We start from the raw sequence: 12,746 nt of genomic DNA, 5'->3' as shown, positions 1-12,746 counted from the left end.
CAAGCTCAGCCCACCCTGTCGTCACGGCGTTTGACGCCAGCCAGAAGGGTGAACCAGAACACGGTACCCTTGCCAACTTCAGTCTCAAAACCGATCTCGCCACCCATTTTTTCGACAAAGGTCTTGGTGATGTTCAAGCCCAGTCCGGTACCGCCCTGCTGCCTGGTATTGGTGCCGTCGGCCTGCGCAAATTTTTTGAAGATCTGCTCCCTGAAGGCGGGAGATATACCTGCCCCTTTGTCGCGGACTTCGACTTTATAACTGCCGGATGTTTCAGAGATATGAATTTCGACTTCATCGCCCGTGGGTGAAAACTTGGCTGCATTCGACAGCAGGTTGGCAAACACCTGCATCACCCGCACGCTGTCGCCCATGGCCCAGGCCTGGTCCGGGTGGCTCATGACGCGGTAGCGCACCTGGAATACCTGGGCATAGGCGGCATTGGCTTCAATCGCTTGCCGGGTGGCGGCGACCAGATCAAAACGTTCGATATTGATGATCATCTTGCCGGATGCCAGCTTTTCCATATCCAGGATGTCATTCACCAATACTCCCAGACGCTGGCAGTTTTTGTGCGCAACTTTAATCAGTTGCATGACTTTGGGTGCCAGATCACCAGCAACCCCGTTTTCCAGCAAACCCAGTGCACCACGTATCGATGTCAACGGGGTGCGCAGTTCATGGCTGACGACAGAAATGAATTCGGACTTGATGCGGTCAGCCTTGCGCTGTTCGGTCAGGTCCAGCACAAAACCCACCCATTCCTCAAACGAGCCTTCAAGCTGTGCCAGGCCCACCATGACAGGAATGCGCACCCCATCCTTACGTATCACTTCACCTTCATAGGGTTTGGCCTGGCCATGCAGGCGCAGTTCCTGCAGCGCTTTATCATGGCTGGCATGGCTCTCTTGCGAGGCTTTGTCGAGCCAGTTCATACCCGCATCGATAAATTCCGAACGGGTCACACCAACCAATTGCAGCAAGACATCATTGGCTTCTGTCAGTTTGCCATTCAGGTTGCCCTGCATGATGCCGATGAGGCTGGAGTTAACCAGGCGGCGCAGCCGTGATTCGCTGACCAGCAAGGCTTCCACCATGCGTGATTTTTCTTTGCTGGCCTGCTGTGCCACATCGCGTGCCGCCATCAGGCTGCGTTCGGCTTCCTTCATCTGGGTAATGTCACGCAGGCTGAATACCCGTCCGATGCGGCGATCACGCAAGAACTCGGGTTTGGAAACGCAGACAAAATAGCGACCGTCTTTCAGGGTCAGCAAATCTTCCGTTTCCAGATTGGGATCATCCTTCACGCTTTGCAGGTTGAGGAAAAAACTGTCGGCATCCTGCAAGCCCGCTTTCAGGTAAGCGAATAGCTGGGTTTCGTCACGGCCTGCCAGCAAGTCATCAGGCAAATGCAACATGGCGGAAAAACGCTGATTGAGGTTGATGATATTGCCGTGCAAATCGACCGACAGGATACCTTCTGCAGTAGCGTCCAGCGAGCTTTGCAATTGCGCGATCAGGTGCACCTGTCCTTCTGCAAGCTGACGCCTGTGGGTGATGTCTTCAGCATGAATGACAAAATAATCCTGTCCCTGATCACTGAAAACAGACACTCTCTTTTCCACCGGAAAAGAAAGGCCGCTGCGCGTCAGCCATTCACTCTCGGCCACGATGGCTTCGGCGTCCATGGCATCGACATGTAATCCTTCCCAGAAAAACACGTCCTGCAAGGAACATTCTATATACGCCAGTGCCTGTCCCAGCAAGTCAGCCCGTTCATAGGACAACATGTGGCAAGCCGACTGGTTGGCGTCCACCACCATCATTTGCTGTTTGTCGACGACGAGTATGGCGTCACGGCTATGGTCTATCATATGCCGCAGCAAACCATTGCTCAACGTCGATGAGGGCTGTGACATACTGGTGTAGGCGATTTCCGGTTAACGTGCGCCAGGCAGGGGTTTGCTCTGGGTCTTTTTCGACTGCGAATCAAAATAATAATTCACCCGCTTGCGCGGATTCAGGTATTCATAAATGGATCTTGGCAACAGCCCGGGCCGGATGCTGGCACTGATGGACAGTTCTTTGCTCTCTTCAGCCAGATCCAGGATGATCGCGTCTTCCTTGGGTATTTCTGCATCATACATCAGCACACGCGGGCGCAAAGGCTTGCCGACATTCACATTCATCACCAGACCAATAGCTTCGTTCGACAAGCGCACCAGTGTGCCAGGTGGATACACGCCCAGGCTCTTGACCAGCGTTGCCATCACCGCCTGATCAAATTGCGTGCGGCGGTGGGCATACATGGTTGACAGTGCTTCATGCGGTGTCAGGGACAAACTGTGATCATTATGATTGCATAAATTATCATACACATTGGCAATTGTCACGATACGGCTGGCCATCCGTATGGCCTCACCCTTCAAATGATGCGGATAACCACTGCCATCCATGAATTCATGATGCTGGGCAATCACATCCAGCACCATCGCGGGCAGACCAGCCTTCTTTCCCACTTCCACTCCATACTGGGGATGCAGTTCATAGAAATTCTGTTCTGGCTTGGTCAGGGCTGTGGTTTTATTCAGGATATGTTCAGGCACATTTACCTTGCCCAGGTCATGGAACAGGGAAGCAATGCCGACGATCCTGATTTGTGCCGGCGAGCATTTCATTTCATGCGCCAGCATCATGGCCAATACCGACACGTTCAAGGTATGGAAATACATTTCTTCACTACCCGCCGTCTGCTGTATCAGATGCATGACGGTATCGGTGTCGCTGAGAAATACTTCGGCCATGCTGTCCACCAGCTTGCCAGCTTCCTGTATGGTTTCTTCTGGTTGCGAAAAAATCAGTTTGTTGATGCTTTTAACGACCGTCGCCGCCTTGACGAATTTTTCTTCACAGCGAGCTATTTCTTCCCGCTGCTTTTGCAATTTTTCAAAGCGCGCACGCTTGGCATCGATAATGCTGGCGTATACCTGGCCAGCCGGTACGGCTGCTGCCGTTGCTGCAGGTACCGGCGCTGCTGCCCTGATGACTGGGCTGGCCGACAGGGGATCCGACTTGGACGGAATATACCGCACATGCCTCAGCTTCAGACCCATGAGTTCGTCGATCTGTTGCTGGCTGGTGATCTTGAACGAGTTCATGGGAAACGAATGTTCAAACCAACTCAGATCGAGTTTAATGAACATTCCTATCCTGACCTGATCAATCACAATTAACTGGCTGTCATCGGACATGGGGAAACAATTATAGATATTTCCTCTGACGATAGCATATGCACCCTGCATTTGCAAAAAGTTGAAATTTAGAAATATTTTGATGTAGCCAAGCAAGCGCGTACAGAAAAACCTGCTTTATCCAAATGCAACGTTATAATCGCTGACTTGAACTTTTTGAGAGTGAACCAACGTGTCCGATCGTCTCGCCGTCCTGCCGCAGTATCTGTTGCCAAAACAAGCATTGACCGTATTTGCCGGAAAAGTTGCCAATGCCAAAGCAGGCACACTGACTACTCGCCTGATACGCTGGTTTGTTGGCCGGTATCAGGTCAACATGAATGAAGCAGCGAATCCGGACATCAGCAGCTATGCCAGTTTCAACGAATTCTTCACCCGCCCGCTGCGCGCCGACGCCCGCCCGCTGGCCAGCAGTGATTTGCTGAGTCCGGTGGACGGTGCCGTCAGCCAGTTTGGTCCTATTACCCAGGGCCAGATATTCCAGGCAAAAGGCCATAGCTATTCGGCCACTGCGCTGGTAGGTGGTGACGCCAGTTTGGCAGCACGCTTTGAGAACGGCAATTTTGCTACCCTTTACCTCAGTCCGCGTGACTATCACCGCATCCATATGCCTTGCGATGGTCGTTTGACGCGCATGATCTACGTGCCGGGAGCCTTGTTTTCAGTCAACCCCACCACAGCACGTGGCGTGCCCGGCCTGTTTGCACGTAATGAACGTGTGGTCTGCGTGTTTGAATCTGCCTTCGGCCCCTTTGTATTAACGCTGGTCGGTGCCACCATTGTGGGCAGCATGGCCACCACTTGGCATGGCGTGGTCAATCCACCACGTAGTGCAGAAGTGCGTGAATGGCGCTATGACGATCAGCACGATCAGCAAATCGTGCTGAAAAAGGGCGAAGAAATGGGCCGCTTCCTGCTTGGCTCCACGGTAGTCATGTTATTCCCGCAAAATAAGCTGGCATTCAATCCAGATTGGGCCGAGGCAAAATCCATCTGCATGGGTGAAGCAATGGCCAATCTGGAAAGCTGAGATAGTCTGCGTCTTCCCATTACGCCTGGTAATACAAGCTTCACATCCATTCCCGATTAGCAATCCTGTCTGGCAGCATCCACTGCCAGACTACCGTTTCCACGTGATGCCTTCCAGGCAAACACCACTCAATCCTCCCCGACTTGGTCCGACAAATTCTGCTTTTTACCCAGGATCGTTGTCGCACATCAAATACTGCATAAAAAACGCTTGCCAAATGCAGACGAATATTTAATAATCTAAATAAGAATTGTTATCGTTTAGATTTGCAAGGTTAAATATGAGTACTAATGATGCTATTCAAGACTTGAAACCGGAACCAGGACCGATTGCTGCCCAGCCGCAAAAGCTCATACCCCGTCTCAAGAGCGCTGATCTGATGCAGCAAAAACGCGAAGTTGAAATTGATCACGAGGGCCGGATTTATCGCCTGCGTATCACGCAACTGAACAAGCTGATTCTGACTGCCTGAAGCCGTTATTGACCGATGGAGCGAACTATGCCGGATGAAACGCTGCTCAATGATGACCCGTCTGCATTAGCGGACAAGTCCAGGCAACCAGAATTACTGGTTTCAGCGGTCTTGCATCTGATGTCGCATTACACGGTCAATAGTACGCAAAAGGATGCAGAGCTGACCAGGACCCGATTGGCATCTGTCATAGAACGTCATTTGAAAGTACTGGCCAACTTACCGGATCTGGCACCGGTGCTGAAGGCAACATGTCAGCAACTGTCAGAACAATGGGCCAGCCTGGTGGAGAGAACATCTCCACAGCAAAACAAAATGCACAAGCTGAGCTGGCTGCTGGCTGGTACCCGAAGAGATTTGAATTAATGGAGCTGGTTTCATGATTGTCTGTGTTTGCAATAATGTCTCTGAGAAGAAGATACACCAGGCGGTTGCCATGGGCGTGACCACCATGTCCGAATTGCGCGAGCAACTGGATGTAGGCACCTGCTGTGGCAAATGCGCCGGTTGCGCCCGCAAGGTCATGCGTGACTGCATGGACAGCAATGCCAACAAATCTTCCGGCCTGCAAAATTTCATCCAGCAATTACATTTTAAGCCCAGCGCACAGCCTGCCTGACAGCCATCATGTCTACACTTACACTCAGTCATCATACCGACCCCGCCCCGCTACCCAAATCGCGGGTCGTTTCTTTCACCTGCATCGTGCTGGCGCATCTGGGATTATTCTATGCACTGGAACACGGCCTGATTTCGCATGCGGTGCAGATACTGCCGAAAGAAGTGATACTGACCATGATACAGCCGCACGTCAGTAAGCCAGAACAGGCACCGGCACCGATCCCGACCAAAAAACTGAGCACCCTGCCGCCACCCATACCACTGGTGCCGCAAATCACTCCCGTTGTTGATATCCCGGCAGAGCAACATCAGATCACGGTACAGCCCTCACCCCAGGTGCCCTCACCGGTAGCTGCAGTTGCCGCCAAAGCAGAACCCGGCAATTCCATGGCGCAGCCGGCAGCACCAAAACAGATCAGCGCCGTTGAATACCTGCGTCCGCCACAGGCAGATTATCCGCATATGTCACGCCGCATGGGCGAAGAAGGCAAAGTCACCTTGCGGGTACTGGTGAATGAGAAAGGTATCGCCGAAAAAGTGGATATCCAAAAATCTTCCGGCTCCAACCGTCTGGATGAAGCCGCCAAGACTGCCATCATGCGCGCCATTTTCAAACCTTACCTGGAAGATGGCAAGGCTTTGACTGTGATTGCCACAGCGACGATCAGTTTCAGTCTGAATACTTAGAACCTGTTTACGATCTTAAGCGCGAACGTGATCGGGGCTCATGCGCTGCTCAAAATGCTCATGTACTTTAGTACATTCCGCTTTTTGCGCTGCGTTTTTGTTACCCTTACTCCCGCTGACGCTCGCTACAGATCGTAAACAGGTTCTTGGACGCTGTTGCAAGGATTTAAGGGTCGTGGTCAAAATCAGCTCCTGAGATCTCCCCATCCCAGGCAGCATTATTCTGACCTTAAACGGCGACGACAGAGGCAGACTGCATTATTTGCAGTTCTTGCCTCTTTTTTTATGTGCATGCACTATGATGTCACTATGTTCAAAAGCAATTTAATGCGGAAGGAAAGCCATGAAAGGCGATGCGAAAGTCATCAAACTCTTGAATGCTCAGTTAACCAATGAATTGAGCGCCATTAATCAGTATTTCCTGCATGCACGCATGTACAAGCATTGGGGCTTTGAAAAAATAGCCAAGAAGGAATACGCCGAATCCATAGGTGAAATGAAGCATGCTGACAAACTGATAGACCGCATCCTGATGCTGGGTGGACTGCCAAACCTGCAAGCCCTGCACAAGCTGATGATAGGCGAAGACACCAAGGAAATGCTGCAATGTGACCTGAAGCTGGAAAGCGCTGCACAAAAAACCGTCAAGGAAGGCATCGCCACTTGTGAAGCAGCAGGTGACTATGTATCGCGCGACTTGTTCCAGACCATCCTGGAAGATACGGAAGAACATATAGACTGGCTGGAAACGCAACTGGAATTAATAGAAAAAATCGGTATCCAGAATTACCTGCAATCACAAATGTCCGAAGAAGAATAAGCCAGGCACCACGCTGGGGCACAACAAGTACAACAAGCACAACAAGAAGTAAATAGCTGTATTCCGTTTACCGGGATGCGTTGCTGAAAACAAGAAAGGATGAGGCTTACGCTTCATCCTTTCTTGTATTTATTTGATGCCTGGCGCAAATTTATTCCGGCAAGGTATCCTTGAACGACGCACGTTCCGACAACTTGTCGAATAATTTGGCGAGATTGGGATAGTCACCACGCCAGTCAATTTCCGGGAAGCGGAAGCTCAGCCAACCCAGGGTACAGGCAACGCAAATATCTGCCAGCGTCAAATGGGTGCCGGAACAAAACGGCGCATCGCCCAGACCACTGGACATGGATTTCAGGCCAGCCAGGACCTTGCTCATTTGCCTGTCCATCCATGCCTGGCTTTGCTGCGCAGCTGGGCGCTGGCTTTTTTCCAGGCGAATCAGGACGGCGGCATCCAGTATGCCATCTGCCAGGGCTTCCCAGCATTTGACTTCGGCGCGTTCGCGCCCGTGCGCGGGAATGAGCTTGCCAACCGGCGTCAAGGTATCCAGATATTCTACGATGACGCGAGAATCAAACATGGCACCGCCATCCTCCATCAAGAGACAAGGCACTTTACCCAAAGGATTTGATTGCTGAATAGTGGTGTCCGGCGCCCACACGTCCTCTTGCAGGAACATGTAGTCAAGTTTCTTTTCCGCCATGACAACGCGGACTTTTCTTACAAAAGGACTAGGAATGGAGCCAATTAGTTTCATAGGAATGTGATAGAAGGTTTAGCCCGGATTATAACATCCACGTATGGAATCCCATGCAAAACGAGCTTACTTGCATAGAGGCAACAAGTACGTGTTTATGCTGTTTAAAACAAATCAAATGGTAAAATCACCTATTCGGCACAAAAACCTGTTTTTAAGCTACAAAAATTAACGTTTGCAATACAACAAATGTTTGCATAAGTTAAATTATTATTGTTTTTTGCGCAAGCCTTTCTGTTTTTCTTCTACTTTTGTCCATCATGTCCCTATCTTCACTTTCTGCTCTCTCCCCGCTCGACGGTCGCTATTCAAGCAAAGTGGATGCCTTGCGCGCCACCCTGTCGGAAGCCGGCTTCATGCACCATCGTGTCAAAGTCGAAGTGTCCTGGCTGCAAGCCCTGGCACTGGCTGGCTTCGATGAGATCAAGGCGTTTTCCCCTGCGGCCATTGCCCTGCTGGATAAACTGGTTGCTGAATTCTCTGAAGCCGATGCACAGCGCATCAAGGACATAGAAGCTGTCACCAATCACGATGTCAAAGCGGTCGAATACTGGTTGAAGGAACAAGTCAAGGATGTGCCGGAACTGGTTGCTGCCAGCGAATTCATCCACTTTGCCTGCACGTCTGAAGATATCAACAATACCTCCCACGGCATGATGCTGAAAACTGCACGCAATGATGTCATGTTGCCGTCCCTGCGCAAGCTGATCACCAGATTGACGGAGCTGGCACATGCCAATGCCGACGTGCCCATGCTGTCACGCACCCATGGTCAGGCAGCCAGCCCGACTACCCTGGGTAAGGAAATGGCGAACGTGGTGGCCCGTCTGCAACGTGCCATCAAACGCATAGAACAGGTTGAAATCCTGGGCAAGATGAATGGCGCGGTCGGCAATTACAATGCCCACCTGTCCGCCTACCCGCAGCATGACTGGGAAAGTTTTTCCAAAAACGTGATTGAACAGCGCCTGGGCCTGACTTACAACCCTTACACCATACAGATAGAACCGCATGACTACATGGCTGAGATGTTTGATGCCTTCGCCCGCGTCAATACCATCCTGCTGGATTTGAATCGCGATATCTGGGGTTATATCTCGGTCGGTTACTTCAAGCAAAAAACCAAGGCTGGTGAAATCGGTTCTTCCACCATGCCGCACAAGGTCAATCCTATCGACTTTGAAAATTCCGAAGGTAATCTGGGCCTGGCCAATTCTCTGCTGCGTCACTTGTCTGAAAAACTGCCGGTGTCGCGCTGGCAGCGTGACCTGACCGATTCCACCGTGCTGCGCAATATCGGCGTGGCCTTTGGCTACACATTGTTGGCCTACGACAGTTGCCTGCGTGGCTTAAACAAACTGGAAACCAACCCTGAACGCCTGGCTGCCGACCTCAATGCAACCTGGGAAGTGTTGGCCGAACCGGTACAAACCGTGATGCGTCGTTATGCGGTTGAAAACGCTTACGAACAATTGAAAGAACTGACGCGCGGCAAAGGCATCACCAAAGAAGCCCTGCAAGAATTTGTCGAAGGTCTGGCGATCCCACGCGACGCCAAGGATTTGCTGCTGGCAATGACACCGGCAAATTACATCGGCATCGCTGCCAAGCTGGCGAAAGCGATTTAATTGCCGCTGGCTGAAAAGACCTAAAAGCTCACCACAGAGACACTGAGGGGGCACAGAGAAAGTCGAGGATAACTTCAGACATGTCTCTTGCTTTTCTCTGTGCCCCCTCTGTGCTCCTCGGTGTCTCTGTGGTTAATGGTCTTGAACTTATTTCTGCGAACGGAACGGGAACATCAGCTGTTTCACGAAACCGTCCGGCATATAGTCGCCCTGCACGCCATATTTTTCCGGGAAACCCTTTTGCCCCTTGATCGCCGTACCAAACAAGTGATCGAGGAAGGCATAATGCGCGGCGTAATTTTTGTCGATGGCGACATCGTCCGATGAATGATGCCAGTGATGGAAATCCGGTGTCACGATCAGGTATTTGACCGGCCCCCACGGCAGGTGCACATTGGCGTGATTGAACACTGCCTGGAAACCGACCACGATGATGTACCAGTCCATCACAGTCTTGTCGAACCCCAGTACGTACAGGGCACCAAGTACGCCCACCCGCGTGACAATCAGCTCAAGTATGTGTTGACGTGAGCCGGCCAGCCAATCCATGGTCTTGGCAGAATGGTGGACTGCATGGAAGCGCCATAAAAATGGAATCTCATGATAGGCCCTGTGGGTCCAGTACTGCACCATATCCGCTGCCAGGATGCACAATAGCAATTGCGGGAAGAAATAAATCGACTGCACAAATGCGCGCACGCTGTCATGCGCCATCCAGCCAAACAGTTTGTGGATGGCGAAATTGACGGTTAACAAAGCCAGGCCAACGATGAAATGATTGACGGCGAAATGCACCATATCGGTTTGCCATTCGCGCCTGAAAATCAACTGTCCCTTATACAGTGGGAAGATTTTTTCTATCGCCACAAAAATGATGGTGGAACCCAGCAGATCAAGGATAAACCAGTCCAGGCCTATGTAAGGAGTATGGTCCGGGAAATCGGCCACCGGCACATGCGAGCCCCCCAGTGCCAGGCTGGCCAGCACCAGCATGCCGGCAATCCCATTCAAACCACGTCGACGTTTGAACAAGACATTGAGCAGACTGATAACGCCGGACAACAACAAGGCAGCAAACAGGATATGACGGATCAAATCGGGTGAATACTTTTGCCTGAGTTCGGGCGTGGTCAGGTATTGCGGAAAATGAAAGGCCAGCACCCCAAGCAGGCACAGAAAAGCCAGTGTCAGTGCCAGTACACCACTGGCCAGCCCGGTACCCGGCTCCAGCGGCCCGCTTTGATCCAGCAAATCCGTGGTCTCACTGACGGCATTGCTGACATTTCCCAGGACAGACTTGGCAGGCGCCACCAGTTTTTTTTCCAGAGTTTCAGGTTTCATGATAGCCGTGATGAAATTAATAACATGGGCCTATGATAATGGACTTGCCTGATCGCCCGTAAAAAAGATTGCTGCAATATGTAAGGCAATCCCGCGGTACCCCTCTGGAAGCCAGCCATCAAGTTGGTAAAAAGTATGTCAAATACAGCTTATTTTTGCAACAAGCTCATACTATGACTAATATGGTGTAATTCCTTGCTGCCGGAAAATAAACAGCACTTCAGCAGACTTTACTTTTTTTTGCTATATTAGTTCTACTTAGAACTAATTATCTCTTTCATCAGAGGAGCTCCTATGCCGGTAACGCAAAAATATTCCAATGTCAGCATTCTGTTGCACTGGCTCATCGCACTATTGATTGTTGCTGCTTTTGCACTTGGCACCGTCATGACCGACATGAAGTTCAGCCCGACCAAATTGCAATATTATTCTTACCATAAATGGCTGGGCGTAACGGTGCTGGCACTGGTTGCCATTCGTCTGCTGGGCCGTCTGTTTGGCAAAGCACCACCTTACCCGGCCAATATGGGCAAATTACAGGCACAGGCGGCCAATGCTACCCATATCCTGCTGTATATCCTGATGTTTGCCGTGCCCCTGTCCGGTTATTTTTATACGCTGGCTTCCGGCTACCCTGTAGTGTACCTGGGTCTGTTTCAATTACCGGTACTGATGGGACCTAACCCGGAACTGAAAGAAACGCTGAAAGAGCTTCACGAAACTTTGAACTATGTGATGCTGGCACTGGTCTTGTTGCATATAGCCGCTGCACTGAAACACCATTTCATCGACAAGGATGGACTCTTGTATCGCATGCGTCCCGGTCATTAATTCACTTTTATCAGGAACACCTATGTCATCACGCTCCATGAAGAAAATTTTGCTGTCCAGCGCAGTCGCACTGGCCATCATCACACCGGCCATGGCCGCCATCATGAAACTGGACAATGCCAAGAGCGCCGTCAATATCGTCTTCAAGCAAATGAATGTGCCGGTCGATGCCAAGTTTAAAAAATTCACGGCCAATATCGACTATGACGCTGCCAAGCCGGAAGCATCCAAGGCGACGGTTGATATTGATGTCACCAGTTTTGATCTGGGCGACGCTGAATACAACAAGGAAGTCTTGAAAAAAGAATGGTTTAACGCAGCCCAGTTTTCCAAGGCCAGCTTCGTTTCCACTTCCATGAAGGCAGGTGCAGCCGGCAAACTGGATGTCGTCGGCAAGCTCAGCATCAAAGGTAAAACCATGGATGTCAGCTTCCCGCTGAGCGTCAAAAAAGAAGGCAATAATCAAGTGTTTGACGGTAGCCTTCCTATCAAACGTCTCGCTTTCAATATCGGCGAAGGCGAATGGAAAGATACAGGCATGGTTGCCGATGAAGTACAGATCAAGTTCCACGTAGTCACCACCCCGTAAGCCCCGACGTAACACCAAAAAGATTACGTCGAATTTTTTATATTTATTTTTCAGACCAGGAGTAATACATGAAAATCACCCAACTTATCGCCGCCGCTTTGCTGATCAGTGCAGCACCTGCTTTTGCACAGACTTACAACATCGAATCCAACCATACTTACCCAAGTTTTGAAGCCGACCACATGGGTATTTCCGTATGGCGTGGCAAGTTCACCAAAACAACAGGCAAGATCGTTCTTGATCGCGCAGCGAAAACCGGTACAGTGGATATCACCATCGATGCCAGCTCCATCGATTTCGGTCACGAAAAAATGAATGAACATGCCAAGTCCAAAGACTTGTTCAATGTTGCACAATTCCCGACAGCGACTTACAAAGGTACATCCATCAAGTTTGACGGTGACACCCCAGTTTCTGTCCAGGGTGAACTGACCTTGCTGGGCGTGACCAAACCAGTGACACTGACCATCAACAAGTTCAAGTGTATCCAGCATCCGATGTTCAAGAAAGAAGCTTGCGGTGCTGATGCAACTGCTGAATTCAAACGTACTGACTTCGGTATGAATTTTGGCGTTCCACGTTTTGCACCTGAAGTAAAACTGGCGATCCAGGTAGAAGCGATCAAGGCTGACTAAGTTGTAAATTTGCTCTCTGGTTTGATCCGCCGAGGTGGATCAAACCTCAACATTTCCACTAATTTTTATGGGTGAACGCTT

14 protein-coding genes are annotated in these 12,746 nt (G+C 50.6%); 10 read left to right on the top strand and 4 right to left on the bottom strand.

Features of this window, described 5'->3' with window-relative positions:
• Positions 1–5: 5 nt before the first annotated feature.
• Together ACO0LM_RS16720 and ACO0LM_RS16715 are read right to left on the bottom strand one after the other, a co-directional pair.
• Entirely contained in the window at positions 6–1,919 is a 1,914-nt protein-coding gene (locus ACO0LM_RS16720) for a PAS domain S-box protein (RefSeq protein ID WP_423038392.1), read from the bottom strand.
• A gap of 21 nt (positions 1,920–1,940) precedes the next feature.
• On the bottom strand, positions 1,941–3,251 hold the full coding sequence (locus ACO0LM_RS16715; protein WP_423038391.1) for an HD-GYP domain-containing protein: 1,311 nt from the start codon (positions 3,249–3,251) through the stop codon (positions 1,941–1,943).
• Between the two features lie 172 nt (positions 3,252–3,423).
• Here ACO0LM_RS16715 and asd point away from each other — a divergent pair, with 172 nt between their 5' ends.
• The 6 genes from asd (at position 3,424) to bfr (ending at position 6,881) form a co-directional block, all read left to right on the top strand.
• Positions 3,424–4,281 (top strand): archaetidylserine decarboxylase, encoded by an 858-nt coding sequence (gene asd / locus ACO0LM_RS16710; protein ID WP_423038390.1) that lies wholly within the window; start codon positions 3,424–3,426, stop codon positions 4,279–4,281.
• A 280-nt stretch (positions 4,282–4,561) separates the two neighbouring features.
• Positions 4,562–4,753, top strand: a complete 192-nt coding sequence (gene hemP / locus ACO0LM_RS16705) for a hemin uptake protein HemP (RefSeq protein ID WP_423038389.1) — start codon at positions 4,562–4,564, stop codon at positions 4,751–4,753.
• Positions 4,754–4,780: 27 nt separating this feature from the next.
• A complete protein-coding gene (locus tag ACO0LM_RS16700) occupies positions 4,781–5,119 on the top strand; it encodes a hypothetical protein (protein WP_423038388.1) in 339 nt (112 codons plus the stop codon).
• A gap of 13 nt (positions 5,120–5,132) precedes the next feature.
• A complete protein-coding gene (locus tag ACO0LM_RS16695) occupies positions 5,133–5,372 on the top strand; it encodes a (2Fe-2S)-binding protein (protein ID WP_423038387.1) in 240 nt (79 codons plus the stop codon).
• Positions 5,373–5,380: 8 nt separating this feature from the next.
• The gene (locus ACO0LM_RS16690) at positions 5,381–6,061 is read left to right on the top strand and encodes a TonB family protein (protein WP_423038386.1); all 681 of its coding nucleotides are present in this window, start codon (positions 5,381–5,383) and stop codon (positions 6,059–6,061) included.
• A gap of 343 nt (positions 6,062–6,404) precedes the next feature.
• Positions 6,405–6,881 carry a bacterioferritin gene (gene bfr, locus ACO0LM_RS16685; RefSeq protein ID WP_423038385.1) on the top strand — a complete coding sequence of 159 codons (477 nt, stop codon included), beginning with the start codon at positions 6,405–6,407 and terminating at the stop codon, positions 6,879–6,881.
• Between the two features lie 151 nt (positions 6,882–7,032).
• Here bfr and ACO0LM_RS16680 read toward each other — a convergent pair whose 3' ends face one another.
• Positions 7,033–7,641: a glutathione S-transferase C-terminal domain-containing protein gene (locus ACO0LM_RS16680; protein WP_423038384.1), complete on the bottom strand. Its 609-nt coding sequence runs from the start codon at positions 7,639–7,641 to the stop codon at positions 7,033–7,035.
• A gap of 260 nt (positions 7,642–7,901) precedes the next feature.
• Between ACO0LM_RS16680 and purB the strand changes: the two genes are divergently transcribed.
• Complete coding sequence (purB, locus tag ACO0LM_RS16675; RefSeq protein ID WP_423038383.1) at positions 7,902–9,269, top strand: adenylosuccinate lyase; 1,368 nt, start codon at positions 7,902–7,904, stop codon at positions 9,267–9,269.
• A gap of 147 nt (positions 9,270–9,416) precedes the next feature.
• On the opposite strand, the gene ACO0LM_RS16670 is transcribed toward purB, so the two are convergent.
• Positions 9,417–10,610 carry a sterol desaturase family protein gene (locus tag ACO0LM_RS16670; RefSeq protein ID WP_423038382.1) on the bottom strand — a complete coding sequence of 398 codons (1,194 nt, stop codon included), beginning with the start codon at positions 10,608–10,610 and terminating at the stop codon, positions 9,417–9,419.
• A 294-nt stretch (positions 10,611–10,904) separates the two neighbouring features.
• Between ACO0LM_RS16670 and ACO0LM_RS16665 the strand changes: the two genes are divergently transcribed.
• The 3 genes from ACO0LM_RS16665 to ACO0LM_RS16655 all read left to right on the top strand — a co-directional run bounded on the left by ACO0LM_RS16665 (position 10,905) and on the right by ACO0LM_RS16655 (position 12,665).
• Positions 10,905–11,441 (top strand): cytochrome b, encoded by a 537-nt coding sequence (locus ACO0LM_RS16665; protein ID WP_423038381.1) that lies wholly within the window; start codon positions 10,905–10,907, stop codon positions 11,439–11,441.
• 37 nt (positions 11,442–11,478) lie between these two features.
• Entirely contained in the window at positions 11,479–12,030 is a 552-nt protein-coding gene (locus tag ACO0LM_RS16660) for a YceI family protein (RefSeq protein ID WP_423038473.1), read from the top strand.
• A 68-nt stretch (positions 12,031–12,098) separates the two neighbouring features.
• Complete coding sequence (locus ACO0LM_RS16655; protein ID WP_422988717.1) at positions 12,099–12,665, top strand: YceI family protein; 567 nt, start codon at positions 12,099–12,101, stop codon at positions 12,663–12,665.
• Positions 12,666–12,746 lie beyond the last annotated feature (81 nt).

Source organism: Undibacterium sp. Di26W (assembly GCF_049340265.1).
Lineage (GTDB): Bacteria > Pseudomonadota > Gammaproteobacteria > Burkholderiales > Burkholderiaceae_D > Undibacterium.
Note: the sequence above shows the minus strand (reverse complement) of the source record. Positions and strands in the feature narration are given on the sequence as shown.

Excerpts from the sequence above, each read along its gene's own strand:
- ACO0LM_RS16665 (WP_423038381.1), top strand. The coding sequence starts at position 10,905 with ATGCCGGTAACGCAAAAATATTCCAATGTCAGCATTCTGTTGCACTGG.
- ACO0LM_RS16660 (WP_423038473.1), top strand. The coding sequence starts at position 11,479 with ATGAAGAAAATTTTGCTGTCCAGCGCAGTCGCACTGGCCATCATCACA.
- ACO0LM_RS16700 (WP_423038388.1), top strand. The coding sequence starts at position 4,781 with ATGCCGGATGAAACGCTGCTCAATGATGACCCGTCTGCATTAGCGGAC.
- ACO0LM_RS16655 (WP_422988717.1), top strand. The coding sequence starts at position 12,099 with ATGAAAATCACCCAACTTATCGCCGCCGCTTTGCTGATCAGTGCAGCA.
- ACO0LM_RS16680 (WP_423038384.1), bottom strand. The coding sequence starts at position 7,641 with ATGAAACTAATTGGCTCCATTCCTAGTCCTTTTGTAAGAAAAGTCCGC.
- purB (WP_423038383.1), top strand. The coding sequence starts at position 7,902 with ATGTCCCTATCTTCACTTTCTGCTCTCTCCCCGCTCGACGGTCGCTAT.
- ACO0LM_RS16715 (WP_423038391.1), bottom strand. The coding sequence starts at position 3,251 with ATGTCCGATGACAGCCAGTTAATTGTGATTGATCAGGTCAGGATAGGA.
- ACO0LM_RS16695 (WP_423038387.1), top strand. The coding sequence starts at position 5,133 with ATGATTGTCTGTGTTTGCAATAATGTCTCTGAGAAGAAGATACACCAG.
- ACO0LM_RS16670 (WP_423038382.1), bottom strand. The coding sequence starts at position 10,610 with ATGAAACCTGAAACTCTGGAAAAAAAACTGGTGGCGCCTGCCAAGTCT.
- hemP (WP_423038389.1), top strand. The coding sequence starts at position 4,562 with ATGAGTACTAATGATGCTATTCAAGACTTGAAACCGGAACCAGGACCG.
- ACO0LM_RS16690 (WP_423038386.1), top strand. The coding sequence starts at position 5,381 with ATGTCTACACTTACACTCAGTCATCATACCGACCCCGCCCCGCTACCC.
- bfr (WP_423038385.1), top strand. The coding sequence starts at position 6,405 with ATGAAAGGCGATGCGAAAGTCATCAAACTCTTGAATGCTCAGTTAACC.
- ACO0LM_RS16720 (WP_423038392.1), bottom strand. The coding sequence starts at position 1,919 with ATGTCACAGCCCTCATCGACGTTGAGCAATGGTTTGCTGCGGCATATG.